This window comes from Bradyrhizobium sp. UFLA06-06, assembly GCF_054820065.1.
The window spans coordinates 73033-98151 of record NZ_JADFUD010000008.1; the positions used below are offsets into that span (position 1 = coordinate 73033).

The 25119-nt window shown below is 64.8% G+C and carries 29 protein-coding genes; 20 read left to right on the plus strand and 9 right to left on the minus strand.

Translation table 11 applies throughout. The annotated features are described in order from the left end of the window. Positions 1–15 precede the first annotated feature (15 nt). Together IF803_RS09280 and IF803_RS09285 are read left to right on the plus strand one after the other, a co-directional pair. Positions 16–213, plus strand: coding sequence for a hypothetical protein (locus IF803_RS09280; protein ID WP_461191943.1), 198 nt, complete (start codon positions 16–18; stop codon positions 211–213). A gap of 224 nt (positions 214–437) precedes the next feature. Next, positions 438–617 (plus strand): hypothetical protein, encoded by a 180-nt coding sequence (locus IF803_RS09285; RefSeq protein WP_283061416.1) that lies wholly within the window; start codon positions 438–440, stop codon positions 615–617. Between the two features lie 49 nt (positions 618–666). Here IF803_RS09285 and IF803_RS09290 read toward each other — a convergent pair whose 3' ends face one another. The 3 genes from IF803_RS09290 to IF803_RS09300 form a co-directional block, all read right to left on the minus strand. Then, complete coding sequence (locus IF803_RS09290; RefSeq protein WP_461191944.1) at positions 667–855, minus strand: hypothetical protein; 189 nt, start codon at positions 853–855, stop codon at positions 667–669. A 77-nt stretch (positions 856–932) separates the two neighbouring features. After that, the gene (locus IF803_RS09295; RefSeq protein ID WP_461191945.1) at positions 933–1112 is read right to left on the minus strand and encodes a hypothetical protein; all 180 of its coding nucleotides are present in this window, start codon (positions 1110–1112) and stop codon (positions 933–935) included. Positions 1113–1231: 119 nt separating this feature from the next. Then, positions 1232–1657, minus strand: a complete 426-nt coding sequence (locus IF803_RS09300; protein WP_461191946.1) for a response regulator — start codon at positions 1655–1657, stop codon at positions 1232–1234. Positions 1658–1763: 106 nt separating this feature from the next. Between IF803_RS09300 and IF803_RS09305 the strand changes: the two genes are divergently transcribed. The 13 genes from IF803_RS09305 to IF803_RS09365 all read left to right on the plus strand — a co-directional run bounded on the left by IF803_RS09305 (position 1764) and on the right by IF803_RS09365 (position 12409). After that, complete coding sequence (locus IF803_RS09305) at positions 1764–2774, plus strand: chemotaxis protein CheB (RefSeq protein WP_461191947.1); 1011 nt, start codon at positions 1764–1766, stop codon at positions 2772–2774. Further along, positions 2774–3043, plus strand: coding sequence for a hypothetical protein (locus IF803_RS09310; protein ID WP_028344037.1), 270 nt, complete (start codon positions 2774–2776; stop codon positions 3041–3043). Before IF803_RS09305 ends, IF803_RS09310 begins: the two co-directional genes overlap by 1 nt. 250 nt (positions 3044–3293) lie before the next feature. Continuing rightward, positions 3294–6464, plus strand: coding sequence for a CheR family methyltransferase (locus tag IF803_RS09315; RefSeq protein WP_461191948.1), 3171 nt, complete (start codon positions 3294–3296; stop codon positions 6462–6464). Beyond that, positions 6465–7211, plus strand: coding sequence for a Crp/Fnr family transcriptional regulator (locus tag IF803_RS09320; RefSeq protein ID WP_259243388.1), 747 nt, complete (start codon positions 6465–6467; stop codon positions 7209–7211). 266 nt (positions 7212–7477) lie between these two features. Next, entirely contained in the window at positions 7478–7687 is a 210-nt protein-coding gene (locus IF803_RS09325; protein WP_461191949.1) for a hypothetical protein, read from the plus strand. Positions 7688–8039: 352 nt separating this feature from the next. Continuing rightward, positions 8040–8291, plus strand: coding sequence for a hypothetical protein (locus tag IF803_RS09330; RefSeq protein ID WP_155258749.1), 252 nt, complete (start codon positions 8040–8042; stop codon positions 8289–8291). A 251-nt stretch (positions 8292–8542) separates the two neighbouring features. Next, the gene (locus IF803_RS09335) at positions 8543–9391 is read left to right on the plus strand and encodes a hypothetical protein (protein ID WP_461191950.1); all 849 of its coding nucleotides are present in this window, start codon (positions 8543–8545) and stop codon (positions 9389–9391) included. 33 nt (positions 9392–9424) lie between these two features. After that, entirely contained in the window at positions 9425–9646 is a 222-nt protein-coding gene (locus IF803_RS09340; protein ID WP_038386759.1) for a hypothetical protein, read from the plus strand. A gap of 4 nt (positions 9647–9650) precedes the next feature. Beyond that, positions 9651–10094 (plus strand): hypothetical protein, encoded by a 444-nt coding sequence (locus IF803_RS09345; protein ID WP_461191951.1) that lies wholly within the window; start codon positions 9651–9653, stop codon positions 10092–10094. Positions 10095–10203: 109 nt separating this feature from the next. Continuing rightward, positions 10204–10707 carry a hypothetical protein gene (locus tag IF803_RS09350; protein ID WP_461191952.1) on the plus strand — a complete coding sequence of 168 codons (504 nt, stop codon included), beginning with the start codon at positions 10204–10206 and terminating at the stop codon, positions 10705–10707. A 2-nt stretch (positions 10708–10709) separates the two neighbouring features. After that, a complete protein-coding gene (locus tag IF803_RS09355; protein WP_461191953.1) occupies positions 10710–11792 on the plus strand; it encodes a YihY/virulence factor BrkB family protein in 1083 nt (360 codons plus the stop codon). A 53-nt stretch (positions 11793–11845) separates the two neighbouring features. Further along, a complete protein-coding gene (locus tag IF803_RS09360) occupies positions 11846–12070 on the plus strand; it encodes a hypothetical protein (RefSeq protein ID WP_461191954.1) in 225 nt (74 codons plus the stop codon). A gap of 9 nt (positions 12071–12079) precedes the next feature. Beyond that, positions 12080–12409 carry a four-helix bundle copper-binding protein gene (locus IF803_RS09365; protein ID WP_461191955.1) on the plus strand — a complete coding sequence of 110 codons (330 nt, stop codon included), beginning with the start codon at positions 12080–12082 and terminating at the stop codon, positions 12407–12409. 194 nt (positions 12410–12603) lie between these two features. Here IF803_RS09365 and IF803_RS09370 read toward each other — a convergent pair whose 3' ends face one another. From IF803_RS09370 to IF803_RS09380, 3 genes are all read right to left on the minus strand, one after another. Then, positions 12604–13035 carry a CBS domain-containing protein gene (locus tag IF803_RS09370; protein WP_016845942.1) on the minus strand — a complete coding sequence of 144 codons (432 nt, stop codon included), beginning with the start codon at positions 13033–13035 and terminating at the stop codon, positions 12604–12606. Positions 13036–13238: 203 nt separating this feature from the next. Then, a complete protein-coding gene (locus IF803_RS09375) occupies positions 13239–14486 on the minus strand; it encodes a DUF763 domain-containing protein (RefSeq protein WP_461191956.1) in 1248 nt (415 codons plus the stop codon). An 87-nt stretch (positions 14487–14573) separates the two neighbouring features. After that, the gene (locus IF803_RS09380) at positions 14574–15062 is read right to left on the minus strand and encodes a YciE/YciF ferroxidase family protein (protein ID WP_028344048.1); all 489 of its coding nucleotides are present in this window, start codon (positions 15060–15062) and stop codon (positions 14574–14576) included. A gap of 238 nt (positions 15063–15300) precedes the next feature. On the opposite strand from IF803_RS09380, the gene IF803_RS09385 reads away from it, so the two are divergent. The 5 genes from IF803_RS09385 to IF803_RS09405 all read left to right on the plus strand — a co-directional run bounded on the left by IF803_RS09385 (position 15301) and on the right by IF803_RS09405 (position 21509). Continuing rightward, positions 15301–15504, plus strand: a complete 204-nt coding sequence (locus IF803_RS09385) for a CsbD family protein (RefSeq protein WP_028344049.1) — start codon at positions 15301–15303, stop codon at positions 15502–15504. A gap of 101 nt (positions 15505–15605) precedes the next feature. Then, positions 15606–16214: a cysteine hydrolase family protein gene (locus IF803_RS09390; protein ID WP_461191957.1), complete on the plus strand. Its 609-nt coding sequence runs from the start codon at positions 15606–15608 to the stop codon at positions 16212–16214. 691 nt (positions 16215–16905) lie between these two features. Continuing rightward, on the plus strand, positions 16906–17925 hold the full coding sequence (locus IF803_RS09395; protein ID WP_018271684.1) for a TRAP transporter substrate-binding protein: 1020 nt from the start codon (positions 16906–16908) through the stop codon (positions 17923–17925). A 22-nt stretch (positions 17926–17947) separates the two neighbouring features. Beyond that, positions 17948–19834: a TRAP transporter large permease gene (locus IF803_RS09400; RefSeq protein ID WP_461191958.1), complete on the plus strand. Its 1887-nt coding sequence runs from the start codon at positions 17948–17950 to the stop codon at positions 19832–19834. 25 nt (positions 19835–19859) lie between these two features. After that, complete coding sequence (locus tag IF803_RS09405) at positions 19860–21509, plus strand: acyl-CoA synthetase (protein ID WP_461191959.1); 1650 nt, start codon at positions 19860–19862, stop codon at positions 21507–21509. Between the two features lie 4 nt (positions 21510–21513). On the opposite strand, the gene IF803_RS09410 is transcribed toward IF803_RS09405, so the two are convergent. The 3 genes from IF803_RS09410 to metG are packed head-to-tail and all read right to left on the minus strand — an operon-like array spanning position 21514 to position 25117. Beyond that, positions 21514–22320, minus strand: coding sequence for an MBL fold metallo-hydrolase (locus IF803_RS09410; RefSeq protein WP_304495410.1), 807 nt, complete (start codon positions 22318–22320; stop codon positions 21514–21516). Continuing rightward, complete coding sequence (locus IF803_RS09415; protein WP_304500306.1) at positions 22317–23108, minus strand: TatD family hydrolase; 792 nt, start codon at positions 23106–23108, stop codon at positions 22317–22319. The genes IF803_RS09410 and IF803_RS09415 overlap by 4 nt, the downstream gene beginning before the upstream one ends. A gap of 14 nt (positions 23109–23122) precedes the next feature. Further along, positions 23123–25117, minus strand: coding sequence for a methionine--tRNA ligase (gene metG, locus IF803_RS09420; RefSeq protein WP_461191960.1), 1995 nt, complete (start codon positions 25115–25117; stop codon positions 23123–23125). Between the last annotated feature and the right edge of the window lie 2 nt (positions 25118–25119).

The window sequence follows — 25119 nt, forward strand, 5'->3', positions numbered from 1 at the left end:
CCGGGGAGCACGACCATGCCCAACGAGCGGTACATCTATCGCCTTTCCAATTCTCACGATCTCGACGATGCCGAGCGGACGATCCGGGTCGTCGGCCACGCACGCAAACTCCTCGCCGAAAACCCCGCCAGCACGTTTCTGGGCCGCAAGACGCAGGAACCCTTCCCGCAAGCGGAAAGCCAGTACGGGAACCTGAAATCCTCACCTGCGTAAGCTTTCGCGCCTTGCGCAGGCGGAATCGTGCTGGATGGTGATTACAGGTACCAGCTCGCCAGGTATCACGCCGTGAAGCGGCGCATCGATGCCGGCAACGAACGCGCTCGAACAATTTGCGAAGTCTGATGAGCTGATGCGTTTGCCGCACCGCCTGCCGGCAAACGTGCCCCGACTTATCCCATGACAGGGCGGACGCTGCGATCGAGTGACATGTTTCGCCGATGATCGATCCCCTGTTCGCCCGCGCTCAGCTTGCCATCGAAGAAAGTCACACTTTGCGCGCACAAAAGAAATCGCTCGCCGATCAGCGAGACGATCAGCTCGCCGAGCTGCGGCAATCGGTGCGTAATTCCGCGAGCGCGCGCATGGAGATCAAAGCTCACCGCGACAACAGCAAGTAAGGCTTTCGCTGGTGGGGTCGGGCAGTATCCCGATCGATCGGCATGCCGACTAGCGGGCTTTGATGAAGCGTTCGAGATGCATGGATAATTCGTAGCTCAGCGCCAATCGTCGCCAGGATCGCGCCAGCAACTCGTAGTCCTTGCGCGTCGTTTCGACGCTGGATGTCGCAGCCAGACGGTCGGCTTCGTCGGCCAGTTGCCGGCATTCCGCGATCCGACCTGTTGAATCCTGCAGCATCGCTGTCCTTCCCGAGGACGATGTGCCGGGGGGATGCGTCAAGCCGCCGGTTTGCCGGAGATCGCGGACCGAGACAATCAGGCAATATGAATGTCACCCGATCTCAACGTCCTGAGCTGTGCGACGACGAGGCGCAACTCGTCTGCCAATTGGGCGTTGCGGATGCGCGTTTCCATGACGGTTGAGAGGTCGGCGATCAGCGCGCGTTCTGCGGCCGTCTGCTCCAGCAGCTCGATACGCCTTTCGATCTCGGTCATTACGCACCCCGTCCGATATCGTGACTGGAGTATCGTGGGGCTCTCTGCAAACCTCCGCACTAACATTTGCAAGTGCTCGGGCGGATTATTCGTGTCCCGCAGCGCCACGAGACAGGCGGTCAGACCTGCGGATCAATCTGCTTCATGGGATCACCGCGCAGGATCATGCCGGCGAGCCCGTGCGCCATGGCGCGCTGATCGAACGGCTTCTCCCACAACGGGATGTCCGCGAACTCGGTGCCGAGTACGATCTTGTCGTATCCCGAGGTGAACACGATGGGCACGCCGCGCGCCTGGAGCTCGCGCGCGACCGGATAGATCATCTGCTTGCGGATGTTCACATCGAGCACCGCACCATCAATCACGCCGCCGTCGTGCAGGATGCGAAGCGCATCGTCGATGTCACCGGCCGGCCCGGCGATATCCGCACCAAGCGCGCGCAGCGCGCTGCGCATGTCGTCGGCAAGGAAATATTCGTCTTCGACGATCAGGACGCGCCGTCCTGTCAGGAGTGGGGGTTCGCGCAAATGTGCAAATTCGGACATGTCAATTCCGGCCGCGCCCGGCGTGATGTCTTCGCAAAATTGGAACATAGGACGAATGCGCGCCTTGTTGCAAACAATGTTGGAAATGTTGGAAAAGGCAGGTTCCATGTCCAATCGGGACATCATCGTCATCGGCGGTTCGGCCGGGGCGACTGCACCGTTGAAGGAGATTCTGGGCCGGCTGCCGGTGGATCTGCCGGCCGCGGTCTTCATCGTCTTGCACATACCGGCCCACGGGATCGGCATTCTCTCGACGGTCGCGAAGGCCGCCGGCAAGCTGCCGGTCCGGCAGGCAGAAAGCGGCATGGTCATCGAAAATGGTCACGTCTATCTGGCGGCACCGGACCGCCATCTCCTGATCCAGGACGGCCACCTGATGCTCGGCCGCGGGCCACGCGAAAATCTGGTACGGCCGGCGATCGACGCGCTGTTTCGCTCGGCCGCACTGCACTATGGACCGCGGGTGATCGGCGTCGTGCTCAGCGGCCTGCTGTCCGACGGCGCGGCAGGCCTGAACGCGATCAAGCGCTGCGGTGGGGTCGCGCTGGTTCAGGACCCCCAGGATGCGATGTCCGACGAAATGCCGCTCCGGGCATTGGAAGCGACCACGGTCGATCTCTGTGTCTCGGGCGCACAGCTTGGCGATGTGCTGTCCGATCTCGCCCGGGAACGGGCCGGCGCGGTGCTGCCGATCCCGCCCGAGATCGTGCTGGAGGTGAAGATCGCGGCAGGCGAGCGCATCGGCAGCGATACGCTGGTCGATATCGCCGATCCCGCGCCGCTGACCTGTCCAGGGTGCGGCGGCGTCCTGTCCGAGCTCAAGGTCGGGCATCCGCTGCGATTTCGCTGTCAGGTCGGCCATGCCTATACCGCCGATGCCCTCGCCAAGGAGCAGGAAGGCCGGGTCGACGAAGCGCTTCGGGTCGCGCTGCGCATCATCGAGGAGCGCGCCGAACTGGTGCATCGGATGGCCGAGGACGGCCGCCAGAGCGGGCGGCCGGCGATCGCACAAATGTATGAGGCGCGCGCCGCTGAATACCGCGAATATGCCGATATGATCCGGCGTGTCGTGCTACAATCGCTCGATCCGAAGCGACCGGCGCGGAAGGAACCGTGATGGCCAGCGCTGAGCATGCGAACTGGGCCGAACAGTTGCGGTCCGAGCGCGCGCTGCTGGTCAAGGCCGACATCGACATCGAGGAGGGCTGGCGGCGCGTCCGCAACCAGCAGGATTTGCTGGATTGGCTCCAGCGGGCCGGTCACGATACCGAGCAGGCCGAACATCTCGTCAGTCTGCTCAAGCGGACCTTAATCGAGTGGGAACGACACCGGACCCTGATTGTGCAGCGGGTCGCATACCTGGAGGAGCAGGTCGCATCCCATTAGCGCTCGGGAGAAGCACGGCCCGCGTTCGAGCATGTGGCTGGCCTGCCGCGGAAGCCGCTGACGCCGGAGGTCATTTTCGCCGAGCCGTCGGCGACCACGGCGACCGTTCCCGCCGCAGAGGCCAACGGCGCCCTCATCGAGGTTCCCAGGAAGGTGGAGATTTCCTACTTATCCCGTTGGGATAGGACTAAACTCTGCTATCAGCAGACGCAGGCGAGACGCCCGCGGGTAAGTGAGAGCCGCTGCAATCATGGATGACGTTGGCCAACCCCAGAGCGGAGACGAAGGGCGCCAGTCCAAGGCGCCGCTGATCATAGGTGTGGGCGCGTCCGCCGCAGCCCTCGATAGCATCGAGCGGTTCTTCTCGAAACTGAGGCTCAATCCCGACCAGGCCGTCGTGCTCGTGTTGCAGTACCGGGATGCCATCGAGGACACCCGGTTGCGCGGAGCGTTGCAGCGATCGGAAGGCGCCCGATTGTCCGAGATCAGCGACGGACAGCTCGTCGCGGGCGGCGTGATCCATCTGTGTCCGTCCGACATGATCACCACCGTTCATGGCGACCGTTTCGCCGTCCGGCGCGCCGAGCAGGCGCGCGCCGAGCGGGCCACCATCGACAGCTTCCTGGTGTCGCTGGCGGAGGAGCGCGCCGAGGAATCGATCGGCGTGGTGCTGGCCGGCACGGGTGGCGACGGTACGCTCGGGGTCGGGACCTTGAAGGATCATGGCGGTCTTGCGATCGCCGAACGCATTGGCGACGGTCAGTCCAACCCCCACGACGAAGGCAGTTCGGCCGCGGCGATCGCCGATTTTGTGCTGCCGCCGGAGGACATTCCGGAGCATATCGACGTCTATTCCCGCCATTTGCGCCGGCTCGAGGAGAAGCAGGGCTTCGACGAAGTGCTGGCGGCGGCGGCCAGCTCGCTCGCGCGAATCGCGGATATTCTTCGCAACAAGACCGGCAACGACTTCCACGGCTACAAGCAGAACACGTTCCTGCGCCGCGTCCAGCGCCGCATGCAGGTGGTGCAGATCGACGATATCTCCGCCTATGTCGACTTCCTGAGAAACGACAAGGACGAGGCGCAACATCTGTTCAACGACCTCCTGATCGGCGTCACGGAATTCTTCCGCGACAAGAAGGAGTTCGATGTCCTGGAAACCCAGATCATCCCGAAGATCTTCGAAGGGAAGGGCGCCGGCCGGCAGGTGCGTGTCTGGGTGCTTGGCTGCGCGACCGGCGAAGAGGCCTATTCGATCGGCATCCTGCTGCGCGAGCATATGGCCGGTCTCGACTCGGTGCCGCAGGTGCAGATCTTCGCGACCGACATCGACGGCCGCGCGCTCGCTGCCGCGCGGGTCGGGCGCTATCGGACCAGTATCGAGAACGATATGACGCCGGAGCGGCTGGCGCGCTGGTTCGTGCGCGAAGGCGACACCTATTGCGTGGTCAAGGAATTGCGCGAGATGTGCATCTTCTCGCAGCACAACGTCATCAAGGACGCGCCGTTCTCCAAGCTCGACCTGATCTCGTGCCGCAACCTCCTGATCTACCTCAATGCCGAACTGCAGAACCGCGTCATCCCGCTGTTCCATTTTGCGCTGCTGCCGGACCGGTTCCTGTTTCTCGGCAATTCCGAGAACGTCACGCGGCATCCGAAGCTGTTCGCACCGGTCGACCGCCGCGCGCGCATCTTCAGGAAGCTCGAGACCGGGACACGGCTGCCGCCGGAATTCCCCATCACGACGGTCACAGGGCGGGCCTCCGTCGACATGCCGCCGGTACGTTCCGTCGGTCCGGATGTCGGCCTCGAGCGCCGCGCCCAGCGCATTGCCGAGCGCTATGCGCCTGCCTATGTCATCACCGACGACCACTTTCACATCCTGCATTTCTCCGGCCGCACCGGCCGCTATATCGAGCCGACCGCAGGCACGGCGACGCTCGATTTGCTGCAACTCGTGCATCGCGACCTCAGGCTTGAACTGCGCACGGTGCTCAGCCGTGCCGCGGAAACCAATGAAGCGGCGCATGCCGAGCAGTTGCAACTCGGCGTCAACGGGCATCGCATGCTGGTCGACATCACGGTCGAGCCAATCCAGGACGGTCCCGCCGGCCATCGCAACTTCGTCATCCTGTTCAAGGATGGCCCGATCCGTCCCGTGGAGCAGGCCGAGAACATTCCCAACATTCTGGTCAGGACCGAGCATGTCGAGCGGCTGGAAGGCGAGCTGCGCGCCACCCGCGAGCGGTTGCAAGCCACGATCGAGGAGCTGGAAAGCACTAATGAGGAGCTGAAATCCTCCAACGAGGAATATCAATCGCTGAATGAGGAACTGCAATCCGCCAACGAGGAGCTGGAGACCTCGCGCGAGGAATTGCAGTCGGTCAATGAGGAGCTGACCACCGTCAATGGCGAGCTGGCGCACCGCGTGCAGGAATTGACCCGCGCCACCAGCGACCTGAAGAATTTCCTCGAGAGCACCCAGATCGCAACGGTGTTCCTGGACAACGATCTGAAGGTGATGAACTTCACGCCCGCGATCACGCATTTGCTGCATCTGGTCGAGACCGATGTCGGCCGCCCGATCGCGCATATCAAGGCGCGGATTCCGATCGAGGAGCTCTACGACGATGTGCGGCGCGTGCTGCGGGCGCTGGCCAGCGCCGAGCGCGAGCTGACCGCGCCCGACAGCGGCACGCGCTATATCGTGCGCATCCTGCCGTACCGCAGCATCGACAATTTCATCGCCGGCGTCGTGATCACCTTCATCGACGTCACCGCGATCACGCGGGCCGAGGAGCGGCAGCGGCTGCTGCTCGCCGAGCTGCAGCATCGCGTCCGCAACACGCTCGGCGTGGTCCGCTCGATCGCGCGCCGCTCGGCAGAGACCAGCGCGAACGTCGAGGACTACGCATCGCATCTCGACGGCCGGCTCAATGCCTTCGCGCGGACCCAGTCGCTGGTGACCCGCGATCCCGAGGGCGGCGTCGACCTCGAATATCTCGTGGTCGAGGAATTGCTGGCTTACAACGCGCGGGAGGGCGAGCAACTGAGAGTCTCCGGTCCCGGGATTCGCCTGCAACCCAAGGCCGCGGAGACATTCGCGCTGGCACTCCACGAGCTCGCAACCAACGCCTTGAAATATGGCGCGCTGAGCCAACGCGCCGGGCGCATCGACGTTACATGGCGCATCGACGATGCGGCCGAGCCACGGCAACTGGTGTTCAACTGGCGCGAACGCAGCGGGCCTGAGGTGACGCCGCCGCGCCGCAGGGGATTTGGATCCGATCTCCTGGAGCGGACGCTGGCGTTCGAGTTCAAGGGCAAGAGCACGCTTGAGTTCAATCCGTCGGGACTTCACTGCACGATCGCCATACCGATGAGCCCGCAAGCGATCCATACGCCGAGCATGGGGAGCTAGATGCATCCCCCGGTGCTCGAGGGGAATCTGGCGCAGCCGGTGATCCGGCGGCTCAACGCCATGCGGCAATTGTCCGAGCGGGGAATCGCGTTGCTGCAACAGGCGATCCAGGACGGGCTGCACCGCGCCCGCCCGGGCGAAGACCTCGCCACCGAGGGCGATCCGGTCGACAGCGTCAGGATCATCCTGTCGGGCTGGCTCTGCCGCTACAAGACGCTGGCCGACGGTCGTCGCCAGATCGTCAATTTTGTCCTGCCGGGCGACAGCTGCGACGCCTGCGTTTATCTGCTGTCGGTGATGGATCATTCGATCGGCGCTCTGACCCCGGTCACCTACGCCGACATCAAGCGTCCGGCCTTCGAGCAGCTGCTGGCGAGCGACCGTTCGCTGGAGGAAGCGCTGTGGTGCGAAACCATGGTGAACAGCGCGATCCAGCGGGAATGGACGGTCAATATCGGGCGGCGCGTGGCGCTGGAGCGGGTCGCGCATCTGTTGTGCGAACTCTATGAGCGCCTGCTGCCGGTTGGAATGATCGACGGCGACTCCTGCCTGTTTCCGATCACGCAGATGGATCTCGCCGATGCCACCGGGCTGTCCGTGGTCCATGTCAACAGGACCCTGCAGGAGCTGCGCGGCGCCGGCCTGATCGTGCTGCGCGACCGCATACTGACGATCAACGACCTGAAGCAGCTCAAGGACACGGCGCTGTTTTCGGCCGACTATCTGCACACCAAGCGGCGCGGCTGAGACGCGGCCGGTGCGGCGGGCGCGAGAGGCGCCGCAGGCGTTCGTCGATGCGATCCAAATGTCGCAGCAGGGCTAAAGCGGGCGCGGCGACATCGACGTTTTGCCCAGCGCACTGACGATCTGAACATGACAGTGATTTGTCACGACGAAGACAGCGCGACGGTCGGCCGCGCAAGATTTGGATACGGCTGATAACATACTTGAAACCCCTCTCGCGCCGTCTCGCGCTACGATGCGGTTCAATCCACGAGGGCAGGGAGGCAATCATGCTCGATGGAGAGACGGCGGCAGTGCTTCGCGCGGTGCTCGACGAGGTCTGCGGAGAGGTGCCGCGCTCCGATACGACGAAGCGGACCAACGTCGCCTCCGGATTGCTGCAGGCCGTTCGCGAGGGACGCTCGTCAATCGATGAGCTGCGCATCGCAGGCCAGGCCGCGTTGCGCACCGCCCCGAGCATGTGGGGCCAAGCGGTCTGATCGGGCAATCGCAGCGGCATGATTGTGCGTCGCACATTTGCAGACGTTAGTGCCGGAACCCGTTGCGAAGCGCAGGTTCTCGCGAGCTGACGCGCCGACCGGCCGTCAGCGCAACCAGGAGAACCCCGCTACGACCCCAGCTCTCCACCCCTGAGCTGGGGTCACTTGTGTCGAACAGGTGAGAGTGGAGCCACAGCGATCGAGCAGAGCGCGTCGAGGGCTCCTCGATCTCGTGCGCCGGTCACGTGCAGCCGCCATGATGGTGAAGGAACGTTCAGGAAAGTTCCGATCCTGTTCCTGCAACATGCGCGGACGCCAGTCGTTGTCACGGTGTACTGGAAAGGAGGATGCCATGACGAAGCTTACTTACGCTCTTGCCGCAGTGGCGGCACTCTCGATAGCGGCACCGACCGTTGCGAGCGCGCAGGGTGTGGGCATCTATGTCGGCAGCGACCACGGCTACTACGGCAATCGATATTATGGTGGCCCGCGCGTCGACGTATACCGGCATGACCGGGGTTGGCACCACGGCTGGTACAACCATCATCGCGACTACTACCGCGACCGCGGCTTCGTGATCCGTGGTCATGACTGGGACGATTAACGGTGCTGGTCGCACGTCGCGATAACCAGCTCGCGACGACCGATGAGGGCCTCGCTTCGGCGGGGCCCTTTTCATTGGCGTTACCGCATCGCGCCGGTTCGTCCACGTAGGAACCTTGGCTGCTCCACCAGATTGTCAGGACGGGACGAGGCGGACGGAGGAGGTTTGCATGAACCAGTTGATTTATCTGGTCGGACTGATCGTGGTCATTTTGGCGATATTGTCGTTCTTCGGGCTGCGGTAGGCACATCATGGATAACGAGCGAGGCCTTGCCGTGTCCGCCGCCAACAGGACCGGGCTTCGGCTGCAATGGAGCCCGGTCATCGCCGGCGCGCTCGCCGCTGCCGCACTGTTGGTGATCCTGATCGGCTTCGGCGCGGCGGTCGGATTGGGCGTGAGTTCAAGCTCGCCGTCATGGCGCGACGCATCGGCTGCGCTCGCGTTGCTGTCGGGGCTGTATTTGATCCTGCAGGCGGTGGTGAGCTTCGGCGTCGGCGGCTACATCGCCGGCCGGGCGCAGCGCGTGATTGGCGTGACGCCATCGGACGAGATCGACAGCCGCGACGGGCTTCACGGACTGACCGCCTGGGCGCTCGCCGTCATCCTCGGTGCCACAATCGTCACGCTGGTTGGCCTGTCAACCGCGCGCCCGGTGGTCCAGAACCGGCCATCTGCGACGGCCGCGGAGCCGTTGCTGAGCGCCGAGCTCGACCGTCTGTACCGGTCGCTGCGGCGTCCGGCCAATATCGATATCGGCTATGAGCGGGCGGAGGCGGGCCGCATCCTGCTGACGAGCTCCGGCCGCAGCGGCGTCAACAGTGACGATCGCAGCTATCTGATCCAGCAGGTCGCGGCCGCGACCGGTCTGGCCGCGGCGGAGGCGGAGAAGCGCGTCGACAGCGTGATGGGCGATGCCAGGACCGCGATCCAGCGGTCGCGGCGCAGCGCGGTGATTCTGGCGTTCTCGGTTGCGGCGGCGCTGCTGTTCGGTGCGGTCGCCGCGTGGGCCGCGGCCGGCGCGGGCGGCCGTCACCGTGACGGCGCCGCGTTGCCGGAGTGGATGGGCGGCAGGCCGACGACGGCCGTGCCGATTGTCTGATGCAGTTGTGAATGTCCTTCAAGGGAGACGATGATGGCAACGATCTTGGTGATGGACCACTCCGGCGACACGAGGCAGCAATTCGATCCCGATAACAGCGAGCAACTGGCCTGGGCGAATGCCCGCTTCGCCCAGCTCACATCGGACGGCTACACCGCCGCAATTCGGCAGGCGACCGGAGAGGCGAGGTTGGTCCGTGCGCTTGATCCGACCGCCGAGGAAACGTTGTTCTATCCGAGGCTGGTCGGCGGCTGACGCCATGCTCGCCCGTCTGCGCGAGATGCCCCTGCGATCCGCGCTCCGAGGAGCCGCCAGCACGCTCCGTGCGACGCTGGCCGCGATCTGGGATCGCTGGAAAGCGTATGAGCGAATTGAGGCGCGCGGACTTGCGCTGCTGTCCGCGTGGCTGTCACCCGAACAGCGGGCGCAATTCGAAAAATATAATCGCTTCGACGTCATCGGCTCGGAGTCCGGCAAGCGATACCGGATTTGCTACGGCACCTCGACCAACGTCTACGAGATGGACGGCGGCGACCACATCGTGCTGGGCTGGTGCTTCCGGCCCGTCGGCTCACTGGTGGCGGGCGACGTCATGCTTGCCCAGAAAATCGCGCTCGAAACCGACGAACGCGCGACGCTCATGGTTGCCAAGCCATTCCCGAGCTCCATGCCACCACGCGCAAATCTCCCTCCGGTCAGTTAGCGCTCGGTCCGCGCTGCCCCGCGTGGCGCGAGCTGTCGCGCGTTGCCCGGGGGAGGAACGTCGATCTTCCTGCCGGGTTGTCGGGTGCCAACTTGCTACGGACCTCGACATGCGCGTCAACACCCGGCCGTCCTCGCTGAGCCAGATCTTCCGCTCCTACCTTGCGGACTTGCGGCAATGGCTGGGGCGCCTCGCGACCGGCTACGCGCTGGCATGCGGCGTCATGCTGGTCGGCGCGGTCTCGCTCCTGGTTGCGATCGGGATCGGGGTCGCCGCGGCTTTCCACGCCCTTGAAGTGCATTACGGCAGCTGGATCGCATATGCCGCGACCGGGGGCGTCTTTCTCCTCCTCGGGGTCCTGGGGTTTGTCGTGGGCCGCGTGCTGCTCGCGCGTCCTGCGCCGGCGGTGCCGCGTCCGGGCCGACAGGCCGACATGCTCAAGCGCGCGATCGCGGTGCCCGTCGCGGCGCGGCTGATCGCCTCCACCCGGACGGGAGCAGGGGGGAGCGTAGATCCCACCACCCGGGCACTGGCCGCCGGGGCTGCAATCATGCTTGTCGGCTGGTTTGCCGCATCGCGCGCCCGGCGTCAGCGCGACGCGATCCAGGACTAGCGATGGTGCCGCGCAATTGGACCAACGATCTAATGCTCGCCAGTGCAACGGCTCTGGCGACCTTGGCGATCTCTCGCCAGCTCTCCCGATCGGAGCAGCCGTCCGCTCGGGAGCCGGGCGTCGAACCCGCGCTGGCCGAAACCCGGGATCGTGGACGGCTCGCCGACACGCCGCTTGAGATTCCGGCTGCCGGCTGGAAGGACATTCTGCTGCGCACCTATCAGCAGATCGACGAGGACCGCCTGCTGGCCACCGCGGCCGGCGTCGTGTTCTACGGCCTGCTGGCGATCTTCCCGGCCATCACCGCGCTGGTCTCGAGCTACGGCCTGTTCGCCGATCCGTCCACGATCTCATCCAACCTGCAGAGCCTGGCGCTGATGCTGCCGGAAGGCTCGTTTGCGATCGTCCAGGACCAGATCGCCCGCGTGCTCGCGAAGGGGACCTCGACACTCGGCCTGACCTTTGCCGCCGGCCTACTGATCGCGATCTGGAGCGCCAATGCCGGCATGAAGGCGATCTTCGATGCGCTCAACGTCGTCTATGACGAGAAGGAAAAGCGCGGCTTCGTCAAACTCAACCTGATGTCCCTCGCGTTCACGATCGCCGGGCTGATTTCCATCATGCTGATGGTCGGAGCGGTGGTCGTCGTCCCGCTGCTGCTGCAGCAGGTTGGACTGGGCACGACGGCCGAGCTCGTCATTCGGCTCGGACGGTGGCCGATCCTGGCGCTCCTGCTCCTCACCGCGCTTGCGGTGCTTTACCGCTATGGCCCGAGCCGAACCAGGCCGCGCTGGCAGTGGCTCAGCGTCGGCGCCGTCGCGGCAGCGGTGCTGTGGCTGGCCGGTTCGGTGCTGCTCTCCTGGTATCTGGCGAACTTCGGCGATTACAACGCGACCTACGGCTCGCTGGGGGCGGCCATCGGCCTGATGACGTGGATGTGGATGTCCGCCATCATCGTGCTGTGCGGGGCAGAGCTGAATTCAGAGATCGAGCATCAGACGATGCTCGATTCGACCGAGGGCCGCCGCAAGCCGCTCGGAGCGCGTGGCGCAACCATGGCCGACACGGTCGGCAAGGCGTCGTAACCGGCGCCGACCCCGCAGCAACGCATCCAGCAATGAGCATAGGAACCAATGGCATGACCCGGGCTTATGCCAAAATGGTTCAGATCAACGTGCTGGAAAAACCGATCGAGCGGATCAAGGAAACCTGCGAGCTGATGGGCATCGCGGACAGGTTCGACCGCGCGCTTCCCGAGCTCGAGAACTTCCTCGAAGCCGAGATCGCACAGGGCGAGGTCCGCGAGTCGAAGCTGACCTTTGACGGGCTCTGCTACCTGCGCCGACTGCTGGCGCAGGCGTGAGGTATCGACATGGCATTCTCGGAGGAAATGAACCGATGCGTTGAGACCTGTCTGTCCTGCTACAAGATGTGTCTCGCCACGGCCATGAACCATTGTCTCGTCACCGGCGGCAAGCATGTCGAGCCGGCACATTTCCGATTGATGACGGCCTGTGCGGAAATGTGCCGGACGGCGGCCCATTTCATGCTGATCAACACCCCGCATCACAAGCACACCTGCCGGGAATGCGCCGAGATCTGCGGCGAATGCGCCGAGGATTGCGATCGCGTCGGCGGCATGGACGAATGCGTGGCGACGTGCCGTGCGTGCGCGGAATCCTGCCGCAAGATGGCGGCCTGACGGCGCGCTCGCCGTTCGGTCAATCGGAGCTGACGTAGTGGGCACGCCAGAGCAACGCTGTGACGATCAGGGCGATGACCCCGGCGGCAATCACGATCCACGGTACATAGTCGGCCATTGGTGGCGCACCTGACGCTCCGCTTCGCGAGCCGGGCTTTTTGCGAGCCTGGGCCGCGAAGCTGAGCCGTGTAAGTCTAGAGTTGCGCGTGCTGGGTGGTCGGGCGCGAGATCTGGCTGAGCGCCATGCCGGTGCCATCGCTGGCCTGGATCAGGGCGATATCCCCGAGCGCGATGATTCCGACCAGGCGCTTGTCCCGGCTCAGCACAGGCAGGCGCCGAACCTGGATCGCACCCATGTTCTGCGCGATGTCCTCGAGCTCCTGATCCTCGAAACAATACTTCACCTCGGCCGTCATGACGTCGCCGACCCGCGAGTCGGGGCCGCGACCCATTCCGATGCCGCGAAGCGCGATGTCGCGGTCCGTGATCATACCGACCAGGCGCTCGCCATCGGCAACCGGCAGCAGGCCGACACCGAGCGCTGCCATCGCTTCTGCGGCATCGCGCAGCGTATCGTCGGGGGTGCACAGCTGGACGTCAGGTGTCATCGCGTCGCAAACCTTCATGCTAGCCTCTCCATGTGGCTGGTTGCGTCAACGGCCTAACGATGCGGCCCGGAACGGCGTTCCTAACTTTGTCGCCGCGGCCAGGACGCAGGCGATCAACGGGAACGAAGCGCCGGCGCCGGCAGGCCGGGATGCTACCTGCCGCTCTCGGTGGTCACCTCGTAGGACCTGACGATGGATCGAGCGGTGGATCAGCCCTCGCTTTAAGGCTTGGTGATCCCGTTGCGCTCGGCAAGGTCGGCTTCCCAGCCGAACACCGAGCGGCCGTCGAGCGCAGGAGAACGGGCCCGCTCGTTCGCGACAAACGCCTCGAAGGAGGGGCCGGTGGCAGTTCGTTCCAGCCTGCGGGCCTGATCGTCGAGCCGCTTCAAGGCCTGCATCTCCTCGTCGCGGCCGAGCTTTGCCTGCTGCACGGCCGACTTCAGCACGCGGATGGTCTCGTCATAGACCTTGATCGGCACCGGGAAGGGGTGACGGTCCTTGCCGCCATGGGCGAGCGAGAAGCGTGCCGGATCGCGGAAGCGGTAGGGCGTCCCGTGAACGACCTCGGCGACCATCGCGAGCGACTGCACCGTGCGGGCGCCGACGCCGGGCGTCAGCAGCAGCTCGGGAAAATCCAGCGGCCCGCGATCGGCAGCCGCGGCCAAGGTGCCGTGCAGGCGGCGGACGAACACGTCGCTCGAGCGCACGTCGTGATGCGCGGGCATGATCAGGTGCAGGAGGTCCGGCTGCGCGGTCGCGCTCTGCGTCAGCTCGGCATATTCACGCGTGATGCCGTCCGGCCCAAGCGCAGCGAGCAGATCGAGCTGCGCCTGGCGTGAGCTTTCGGCGCGGTGATCGGTGAGATTGACGATCTCGCCCTGCGTCGGGCCGTCGATCGCGCTGTGCGGCTCGTCGACGAAGCTGCGCAGGCCTTCGGAGTGCCAGTGATAGCGGCGGGCCTGCCGCTTGTCGCCGTTCATGCCTTGCTGGACGACGGTCCACTTGCCGTCGTCGGTGACGAAGAAGCCATGCAGGTAGAGCTCGAATCCGTCCTGCACCGCGGCGCTGTCGACCTTGGCCACCAGCCGGCTCGCGCGGGTCAGGGCGGCACCGTCGAATCCGACGCGGTCGCCAAGGGCGGACAGTTCATCCGGCGTGCGACGCGAATGCTTGCCGCGGCCGCCGCAGACGTGGATTCCGAGCTCGCCTTGCAGCGGCGCCAGACCTCGCTTCAGCGCACCGATGACGCTGGTGGTGATGCCGGACGAGTGCCAGTCCATGCCCATCACGGCGCCGAACGACTGGAACCAGAATGGATGCGACAGTCGCTGCAAAAAGGCATCGCGGCCGTGATGGTGGACGATAGCCTGGGTGATGATGGCGCCCAGCGTCGCCATGCGCGCCGCCAGCCATGGCGGCACGCGGCCGCCATGGAGCGGAAGATCGGCGCTGCCGGTGCGTCGGGCCATCGGGCTCCCAGATGCTGAATCGGCGTCCAATCTACCAGCAAATGCGAGCGTGTGTACAAAGCGGACGTCGCTTCATCGCGCGTCTGGTCAGGCGGCTTCGGCGTTGATGCCGCTGACGGCGAGCTTGGTGAGCGCTTCATCCGTCTTCTTTTCCTCGGCCAGGGTCTGGTCGATGAGCTTGACCGCATCCTTCATGCTGAGGCGGTTGGCCCAGGCCTTCAAGGTGCCGTAGCGGGCGATCTCGTAATGCTCGACCGCCTGGGCTGCCGAGAGCAGGCCCGCGTCGAGCGCCGGCGTGTCGGCATACTCCTCCATGATCTCCTTGCCCTCGTCGATGATCCCCTCGATGGCGTCGCACTTCTTGCCGCGCGCCGGCTTGCCCATGAGGTCGAAGATCTGCTCGAGCCGCTCGATTTGTCCTTCGGTCTCGTCATGATGCTTCTCGAAGGCCGCGCGCAGGTCGTCGGACTCGGCGGCCTTGGCCATCCGCGGCAACGCCTTCAGGATCTGCTTTTCCGCGTAGTAAATGTCCTTGAGAGTATCGAGGAAGAGGGCGCTGAGATCCTTGTCCGGCATTGGTCGCTCCGTGTGTTGGGTGAATAGTCCGGAGTGCCAACACGAGTGCGAAAAGCAAGTTCCTATCCTTGATCGATGCGCGGCAAAGCGCCTTCTCGGCTGTCGCGCATTCAAGCGCGCTACGATGGAGCTTGGTCGGATTGCGAAGTCTTGATTGCGAAGTCTTGCCGCAACGCGGCTACGGAACGAAGCCTCGGCCGGCCCGTTGGTCGGTCTCATCGTTCAAGGGAGAAACGCAATGGATTGGAATCGTGTCGAAGGCAACTGGAAGCAGGTCAAGGGTAAGGTCAAGGAGCAGTGGGGCAAGCTCACCGACGACGATCTCGATGTGATCGACGGCAAGCAGGAGCAGCTCGAGGGCCGTCTGCAGCAGCGCTACGGCTATGCCAAGGATCAAGCCGCCAAGGAAGTGAACGACTGGTATGGCCGCCAGAAATGGTGAACCGGACCACGTCAGGGGCCCCGCTTCGGCGGGGCCTTTTACGGCCTGGGCGGCTGACCCTGCGTGTGACGGCATGCGGTCGGCGCGCGCAGGAGTGAGCGATGGGACAGCTTCTCAGCCCGCCGGGTCCGTGCGCGGCGCACCTTTGCATCGACATGCAGCGACTGTTCGAGCCGGGGGCGCCCTGGGCGACGCCCTGGATGGACCGCGTGCTGCCACGCATCGTCGAGCTGGCGCAGCATGCACCTGAACGTACCGTGTTCACCCGCTTTATTCCGCCGCGCTCGAAGCACGACGCGCGAGGGATTTGGCGGGCCTATTACGAGAAATGGGAATGCGTGACCCGTGAGCGGCTCGATCCGGAGTTGATCGAACTCGTGCCGGCGCTCGCCGCCTGTGTGCCGCCGGCCGCCATCGTCGACCGGCCGATCTACAACGCGTTCGGCAACGGGCGCCTGCAAGCTCATCTGGATGCGCATGGGATCGATACGACCATCGTGTCGGGCGGCGAGACCGACGTGTGCGTGCTCGCCACCGTGCTGGCCGCGATCGATATCGGCTATCGGGTGATCGTGGCCGAGGATGCGCTGTGCAGCTCCTCCGATCACAGCCATGACGCGCTGCTGCAGCTTTATGCCGAACGCTTCAGCATTCAGATCGAGGTGGCATCCACGGCCGATATCCTCCGGATGTGGACCCTCGACGACTGACGCGACAACGCGCCGGTCGGGCAACATTCCAGACGAGGCGTCCTGGCATCAGGGCGGTCGGAGCAGGGGTGGCAACACCTACTTGCTGGGGTTGCGCTTGGGACAATTTGTGCTGCCGTTCTTCGCGGTGCCGAGCACGAAGGTGCGATCCAACCCACGCGCACTCATGATCCTCTGCGGGCTGACCGGCTGATGGTACCGTGGGCGGCGAAGCCATGGTGACGCCGTGCAAGCCAAAACGCACGCGGTCGAGCGATGGGCCGCTGGGACGTGGGACCGGCCGTCGATCTGCGACTGGTGCAATGGTTCCTGGGATGGCTGTCGGCCTTGCGGCGAAGGTGAGCGGCGCAATGGGATAGCTGCCGGTGATCGTAGCCACGCCCATATCCATAATTCGCATAAGGTATATTATGGAATATCTATATCTACAATTAGATCAGATATTTAGTGGGAAATCTTCGCACTGGTCCGCAAGTTGGCGCGTGTGCTGATGTGCCCAAGCCGGTCGTCCGGCCCGTGCCAATGCCGCAGCGATCGACGCGCGCGCATCTCGTCTGAAAGCCGATATTGCCGCCGCGGACGGACGCTGCAATAAGCCCCAGCTGTGCAGAGATCGCTGGTGACCCCGCGGCATCAGGTCCGTATAGGATGGCATCTCAGAACAACAACAAGCCTCTTGAGGGAGCAACCAATGAGCTTTTCACGACGCACGCTGCTGAAGGTTTCCGCCGCTTCCGCCGTCCTCGGCGGGATTGGCGCGCCCTATGTCGCGCGCGCCCAGTCGGCCGAGTTCTCTTACAAGTTCGCCAACAACCTGCCGGAGTCGCATCCGTTCGTGGCGCGCGCCCGGGAGATGGCCGCGGCGATCAAGACCGAGACCAACGGCCGCTTTGACCTGCAGGTGTTCCCGAACAGCCAGCTCGGTTCCGATACCGACATGCTGAGCCAGGTGCGCTCCGGCGGCGTCGAATTCTTCACGTTGTCCGGCCTGATCCTGGCGACCCTGGTGCCGGCCGCCTCGATCAACGGCATCGGCTTCGCATTCCCGGACTATCCCACGGTCTGGAAGGCCATGGACGGCGAGCTTGGCGCCTATGTGCGCGGCGAGATCAACAAGGCCGGCCTCGAGGTCATGGAGAAGATCTGGGACAACGGCTTCCGTCAGACCACGTCGTCGACCAAGCCGATCACCGGTCCTGACGATCTCAAGGGCTTCAAGATCCGCGTGCCGGTGTCGCCGCTGTGGACCTCGATGTTCAAGGCGTTCGATGCATCGCCCGCCTCGATCAATTTCAGCGAGGTCTATTCGGCGCTGCAGACCAAGATCGTCGAAGGCCAGGAGAACCCGCTGGCGCTGATCTCGGCGGCGAAGCTCTACGAGGTGCAGAAATACTGCTCGATGACCAACCACATGTGGGACGGTTTCTGGTTCCTGATGAACCGCAGAGCCTGGGCGGCGCTGCCGGACGATATCAAGACCATCGTCGCCAAGAACGTCAACGCGGCGGCCGTCAAGGAGCGTGAGGATACCGAGAAGCTGAACGCCACCGTGAAGCAGGAGCTCACGGGCAAGGGCCTCGTCTTCAACCAGCCCGAGGTCGGGCCGTTCCGCGACAAGCTCCGCGCCGCCGGCTTCTACGCCGAGTGGAAGGGCAAGTACGGCGAGAAGGCCTGGGATCTGCTCGAGAAGTCCGTCGGCAAACTGTCCTGATCGATCAAGCAGGAGGCTTGCCATGGCTCATGTCGAGATGACGCCGGCCGTGGCCGGCGAGGCGGCGTCGCAGCCCCCTCGCCGCCGCTCCATTCTCGGCTCCATCGACGCGGCGCTCGGGATGCTGGTCGAAATCCCGGCGGCGATCCTTGTCGTCGCAGAGGTCGTGATCCTGTTCGCCGGCGTGGTATCGCGTTACGTGCTGCATGCGCCGCTGATCTGGTCCGACGAACTGGCGTCGATCCTGTTCCTGTGGCTTGCGATGCTGGGCTCGGCGGTGGCATTCCGTCGCGGCGAGCACATGCGGATGACGGCGCTGGTCGCAAGCGCGGGACCGCGGCTCTGGGGCTATCTCGACGTCGTCGCGACCTGCGCCGCGCTGGCGTTCCTGATCCTGATCGTGCGGCCGGCCTATGAATACGCCTACGAGGAAAGCTTCATCACGACGCCGGCGCTGCAGATTTCCAACACCTGGCGCGCGGCGGCGCTGCCGGTCGGCACCTGCCTGATGGCGCTGTTCGCGCTGCTGCGGCTGGCCCGGGTCGGCGATTTCAAGACCTTCCTGCTGGCCGCGCTGACCGTGGCTGCGCTGATCGGCGCGTTCTGGCTGGCGCAGCCGATGCTGCGGCCGCTCGGCAATCTCAATCTGATCATCTTCTTCGTCGGCGTGGTCGGCTTCTGCGTGTTCGCCGGCGTGCCGATCGGCTTTGCCTTCGGCATGGCGATCTTCGGCTACTTGGCGCTGACGACCCGAACGCCGCTGATGGTGCTGGTCGGCCGGATGGACGAGGGCATGAGCCATCTGATCCTGCTGTCGGTGCCGCTGTTCGTCTTCCTCGGCCTCCTGATCGAGATGACCGGCATGGCGCGGGCCATGGTGGCGTTCCTCGCGAGCCTGCTCGGCCATGTCCGCGGCGGCCTGCATTACGTGCTGGTCGGCGCCATGTATCTGGTGTCCGGCATCTCCGGATCGAAGGCCGCGGACATGGCCGCGGTCGCGCCCGTGCTATTCCCCGAAATGAAGCAGCGCGGCGCCAAGCCGGGCGATCTGGTCGCCCTGCTCGCCGCCACCGGCGCGCAGACCGAGACCATTCCGCCGAGCCTCGTGCTGATCACGATCGGCTCGGTGACCGGCGTCTCGATCTCGGCGCTGTTCACCGGCGGCCTGCTGCCGGGCGTGGTGCTGGCGATCACGCTATCGGGGCTGGTGTGGTGGCGCTACCGCGGCGAAGACCGCAGCCACGTCCAGCGCGCCACCGGCAGCGAGATCGGCAAGGCGTTCGTGTTCGCCCTGCCCGCATTGGCCCTGCCCTTCGTGATCCGCTACGCCGTGGTCGAAGGCATCGCCACCGCCACCGAAGTCTCGACCATCGGCATCGTCTACGCCTTTGCCATCGGCCTCTTGATCTACCGCAAGTTCGACTGGCGGCGGCTGTTGCCGATGCTGATCGACACGGCGTGCCTGTCGGGGGCGATCCTGTTCATCATCGGTACCGCGACCGGCATGGCCTGGGGCCTGACCCAGTCCGGCTTCTCGCGGGCGCTGGCGGCGGCGATGACCGGGCTGCCCGGCGGGTCGGCGACCTTCATCGCGGTCTCGATCCTGGCCTTCGTGATCCTCGGCAGCGTGCTCGAGGGTATCCCGGCGATCGTGCTGTTCGGGCCGCTGCTGTTTCCGATCGCGCACCAGGTCGGCGTCCACGAGGTGCACTACGCCATGATCATCATCCTGGCGATGGGCATCGGGCTGTTCGCGCCACCGTTCGGAGTCGGCTATTATGCCGCCTGCGCCATCGGGCGCGTCGATCCGGCCGAGGGTATCCGGCCGATCTGGGGGTACATGCTGGCGCTGTTGATCGGCTTGATCATCGTTGCCATCTTCCCCTGGATATCGATCGGTTTCCTGTAAAGCACCTTGCGGATGGGATAGAGCCATGAGTGCAGCTCAAAACCAGTACTCGATCGGGTTGGACAAGACGCCGGCCAACTACGTGCCGCTCTCGCCGCTGAGCTTCCTGGCGCGCTCGGCCGCCGTCTATCCCGACCACATCAGCGCGGTCTATGAGGGCCGCAGCTTCATCTGGAAACAGACCTACGAACGCTGCAAACGCTTTGCGTCCTATCTCGCGGGCCGTGGCATCGGCCATGGCGACACGGTCGCGGCGATGCTGCCTAACATCCCGGCGATGAACGAATTGCACTTCGCGGTGCCGATGACCGGCGCGGTGCTCAACGCGCTGAACATCCGCCTCGACGCGGCGTCGATCGCGTTCCAGCTCGAGCATGGCGGCGCCAGGATCATTCTGGTCGATCCCGAATTCTCCGGCGTGATCGCGGAAGCCTTGACCCTGATGACGGGCGCGAAGCCGTTCGTGATCGACGTCGATGACGCGGCCTTCGGCGGCGGCAAGCGGATCGGCGAGATCGAGTATGAGGCGGCGGTCGCGGCGGGCGATCCCGGCTTCGTCGAACGGCCGCCGGCCGACGAATGGGATGCGATCGCGCTGAGCTATACGTCGGGCACGACGGGCAATCCCAAGGGCGTCGTGACCCATCACCGCGGCGCCTATCTCAACGCGGTCAGCAACATCCTCGCCGGCAATCTCGGCCAGCATCCGGTCTATCTCTGGACGCTGCCGATGTTTCATTGCAACGGCTGGTGCTTCCCCTGGACGATCGCCGCGACCGCCGGCGTCAATGTCTGCCTGCGCAAGGTCGATCCGGCCAAGATCTTCGAGCTGATCCCGAGGCACGGCGTCACCCACATGTGCGGTGCGCCGATCGTCTACAACACGCTGATCAACGCGCCCGACGCGCCGAAGGGCGGCAAGGCAAAGCCCGTTGTCGGCCTGATCGCCGGCGCGGCGCCGCCGGTTGCGGTGCTCGAGGGCGCCGAGCGCATCGGCATCAAGCTGACCCACGTCTATGGATTGACCGAGGTCTACGGCCCCGCCTCGGTCTGCGCCGAGCAGCCGGGCTGGGACGAGCTGTCGGCTGATGCGCGCGCGCAGCTGAAGCGGCGTCAGGGCGTATCCTATCCGCTGCAGGAAGGCGTCACGGTGCTCGATCCCGAGACCATGCGCGAGGTGCCGCGCGACGGCGAGACCATCGGCGAGGTCATGTTCCGCGGCAACATCGTGATGAAGGGCTATCTGAAGAACGCGACGGCGACGCAGGAGGCCTTTGCCGGCGGCTGGTTTCACACCGGCGATCTCGGTGTGCTCGACGAGCACGGTTACGTCATCATCAAGGACCGCTCCAAGGACATCATCATCTCCGGCGGCGAGAACGTCTCCTCTGTCGAGGTCGAGGACATCCTCTACAAGCACCCGGCGGTGCTGTTTGCGGCCGTCGTGGCAAAGCCCGACCCGAAATGGGGTGAAGTACCTTGCGCCTTCATCGAACTGAAGGACGGCGCCAAGGCGACCGAGGCCGAGATCATCGCCTATTGCCGCGAGCACATGTCGGGGTTCAAGACGCCGAAAGCCGTGGTGTTCGGCGTGATCCCGAAGACCTCGACCGGCAAGATCCAGAAATTCCTGCTGCGCAACCAGGTCGGATCGGCCAAGGCGATCTCGGCCTGAGCCGTCAGCCAGCCCGATCGAGCGTCAACCGCATGCCGTCATAGGCCGGGATGACGCCGGCCGGCAGGCTCTGCCGCAGCACCTCGTAGTCGAGGTCGGAATGCATGTTGGTGATGACCGCGCGCTTCGGCTTGAAGCGCTCGATCCACGACAGCGCGTCCGCAACACTGAAATGGCTGGGATGCTGCGCATAACGCAAGCCGTCGACGATCCAGAGATCGAGACCTTCGAGCGCCGGCCAGCTCTCCTGGGGGATGTCGTGCAGATCGGGCGTGTAGGCGGCGCCGCCAACGCGGTAGCCGAGCGCCGGGATCTTGCCATGCTGCACCAGGAAGGCCCCGAGCTTCAGCGGGCCGCCCTTCCCCTGGACCGTGTGGCTCTCGCCGGCCTCGATCGAATGCCGCGTCAGGATCGGCGGATAGTCGCTGCCTTCCGGCGCGATGAAGCAATAGGAGAACCGCGCCATCATGTCCTTGGCGGTCGACTGGTTGAAGTAGACCGGGATGCGGCGGCGCTGATGCAGCACGACCGAACGCAAATCGTCGATGCCGTGGGTCTGGTCGGCATGCTCATGCGTCAGGAACACCGCGTCGATGTGCTCGACATTGCTGTCGATCAGCTGCTCACGCAGATCGGGCGAGGTGTCGATCACGACCCGCGTGGTGCCGTGCTCCATGGTGCGCTCGGCCATGATCGAGCAGCGGCGGCGGCGATTCTTGGGATTGCCGGGGTCGCAGGCGCCCCAGCCGAGTGCCGGGCGCGGCACGCCGGCGGACGAGCCGCAGCCCAGAATGGTCAGTGTCAGCGTCATGCAGCAACCTTCGGCGCCGGCACCTTGGAGAACAGCCGGAAGAAGTTTTCGGTGGTCTGCCGCGAGATCTCCTCCAGGGAGACGCCGCGCGTTTCCGCGAGCACCTTGGCGACCTCGACGACATAGGACGGCTCGTTGCGCTTGCCGCGGAATTTGCCGGGCGCAAGATACGGCGCGTCTGTCTCGACCATGATGCGGTCGGCCGGCAGCTCGGCGGCCAGCGCGCGCAGCGCGTCCGACTTCTTGAAGGTCAGGATGCCCGTGAACGAGATCGACAGCCCAAGCGCGATCGCCTTCATCGCGAGCTCGCGGCCGCCGGTGTAGCAGTGCAGGACGGCCTTGAACGCGCCCTTCGCGACTTCATCCTCCAGGATGCGACCGCAATCCTCGTCGGCCTCCCTGGTATGGATGACCAGCGGCAGCCCCGTTTCGCGGGCGGCGGCGATGTGCGCGCGAAAGCCGCGCTCCTGGGCCTCGCGCGAACCGTGCTCGTAGAAATAGTCGAGCCCCGCCTCGCCGAGCGCCACGACCTTCGGATGCTTCGTCAGCTCGATCAGTTCGCTGGCCGGGATGCCGTCCTCTTCATCGGCATGATGCGGATGGGTGCCGACCGAGCAGTAGACGTCGGGAAAGCGCTCGGTGATCGCGAGCAGGCCGCCGAGCCGCCTCACCCGGGTCGAGATCGTGACCATGCGGCCGATGCCGGCCGCTTCGGCACGCCCGACGATCCCGTCGAGATCGTCGGCGAAATCAGGGAAATCCAGATGGCAGTGACTGTCGACCAGCATGAATTTCGAACCGCTCACTCGGTCTTCGGTTCCACATAGCGCGGGAACACGCCAACAGGCGCCGGCAGGACGGTGCCCGGCTTGATGCGCTCGGCGACCGCGGCAAAGCCGCGGGCGTCAGCAGCTATACCGAGGCTGTCGAGCATCTTGCCGCAGGACTCCGGCATCACGGCCTGCGCCATGATCGCGATCTGGCGCACGACCTCGGCGGTGACATACAGCACCGTCTTCTGGCGCGCGGGATCAGTCTTCGCCAGCGCCCACGGCGCCTCGCCGGCAAAATAGCGGTTGGCCTCGGCGACCACGGCCCAGACCGTGTTGAGCCATTGATGGATCTGCTGCGTCGCCATCGCGGTCCGCGACGTCTCCAGCATGGCGTCGGCCTGCGCCAGAATCGCCTTGTCGTTGTCGCTGAATTCGCCGGGCTCCGGCAGCACGCCGCCGAGTTGCTTGGCGATCATCGACAATGAACGCTGCGCCAGATTGCCGAAATCATTGGCGAGGTCGGCGTTGATGCGCGCGACGATGGCCTCGTGATTGTAGTTGCCGTCCTGGCCGAACGGCACTTCGCGCAGGAAGAAGTAACGCATCTGGTCGACGCCGTACTGCTCGGCGAGATTGAAGGGGTCGACCACATTGCCGACCGACTTCGACATCTTCTCGCCCCTGTTGAACAGGAAGCCGTGCGCATAGACCCGCTTCTGCACGGGAATGCCTGCCGACATCAGGAAGGCCGGCCAGTACACGGCGTGGAAGCGGATGATGTCCTTGCCGATGATGTGGACGTCGGCCGGCCAGTAGCGCCAATGCTTGTCGCTCTCATCGGGATAGCCGACGCCGGTGATGTAGTTGGTCAGCGCGTCGACCCAGACATACATCACGTGCTCGGGATCCTCCGGGACCTTGACGCCCCAGTCGAACGTCGTGCGCGAGATCGAGAGGTCCTTGAGCCCGCCGCGCACGAAACTCATCACCTCGTTGCGACGCGAATCCGGGCCGATGAAATCGGGCTGGCTCTCATAGAGGTGCAAGAGCTTGTCCTGGTAGGCCGAGAGCTTGAAGAAATAGCTCTTCTCCTCAACCCACTCGACCGGCGTGCCCTGCGGGCCGCGGCGGACATTGTCCTCGCCGACTGTGGTCTCATCCTCGGCGTAATAGGCCTCGTCACGTACCGAGTACCAGCCGGCATAGGCGTCGATGTAGATGTCGCCATTGTCCTGCATGCGCCGCCAGATCTCCTGCACGGACTTGTGGTGCGCAGGCTCCGAGGTGCGGATGAAGCGGTCGAACGAGACGTTGAGCCGCTCGTCCATCTCCTTGAAGCGGGCAGCGTTGCGGGTCGCAAGATCGTGCGGCGTCATCCCCTCACCGGCCGCGGTCTGGATCATCTTCTGTCCGTGCTCGTCGGTGCCGGTCAGGAAGAACACGTCCTTGCCGTCGAGACGCTGGAAGCGCGCCAATGCGTCGGTCGCGATCGCCTCATAGGCGTGGCCGATATGCGGCTGACCGTTCGGATAAGCGATTGCGGTCGTGATGTAGAAGACGTTGCCGCGGTCCGCGGCGGGCACCGGGATGGATGCGGCCGCAGGAGCCGCCGCTGCGGATTTGGGCTGCTTCGGCGCGCGAACCTTTGCTGGTCTCGGCGCCTTCTCGGCAACGGGAGCCACCGGCAGAGCGGGCTTCTTTGCCGCGGGTGCGACGGCTGCTGCGGCTGCTTTCTTCGGCGGAGCCTTGGTGGCCTTCGCAGCAGCCTTCTTGGCCGTGCTCTTGGCCGACTTCTTCACAGTCTTCTTGACGGCCTTTTTGACGACCTTCTTCGCTGCCGATTTCCTGGCGCCCTTGGCTCCGGTCTTGGATTTGGACTTGGCGGCCTTCTTCGCTTTCTTGGCGACGCGCCCGGCCTTCTTGGCGGCGCGCGATTTCGCCGTGGCTTTGCCGGTCGCGCGAGCGGGCGATGCCTTCTTCGTCTTCTTGGCTTTTTTCGACGATTTCTTCTTAGCGGTCGCCACCA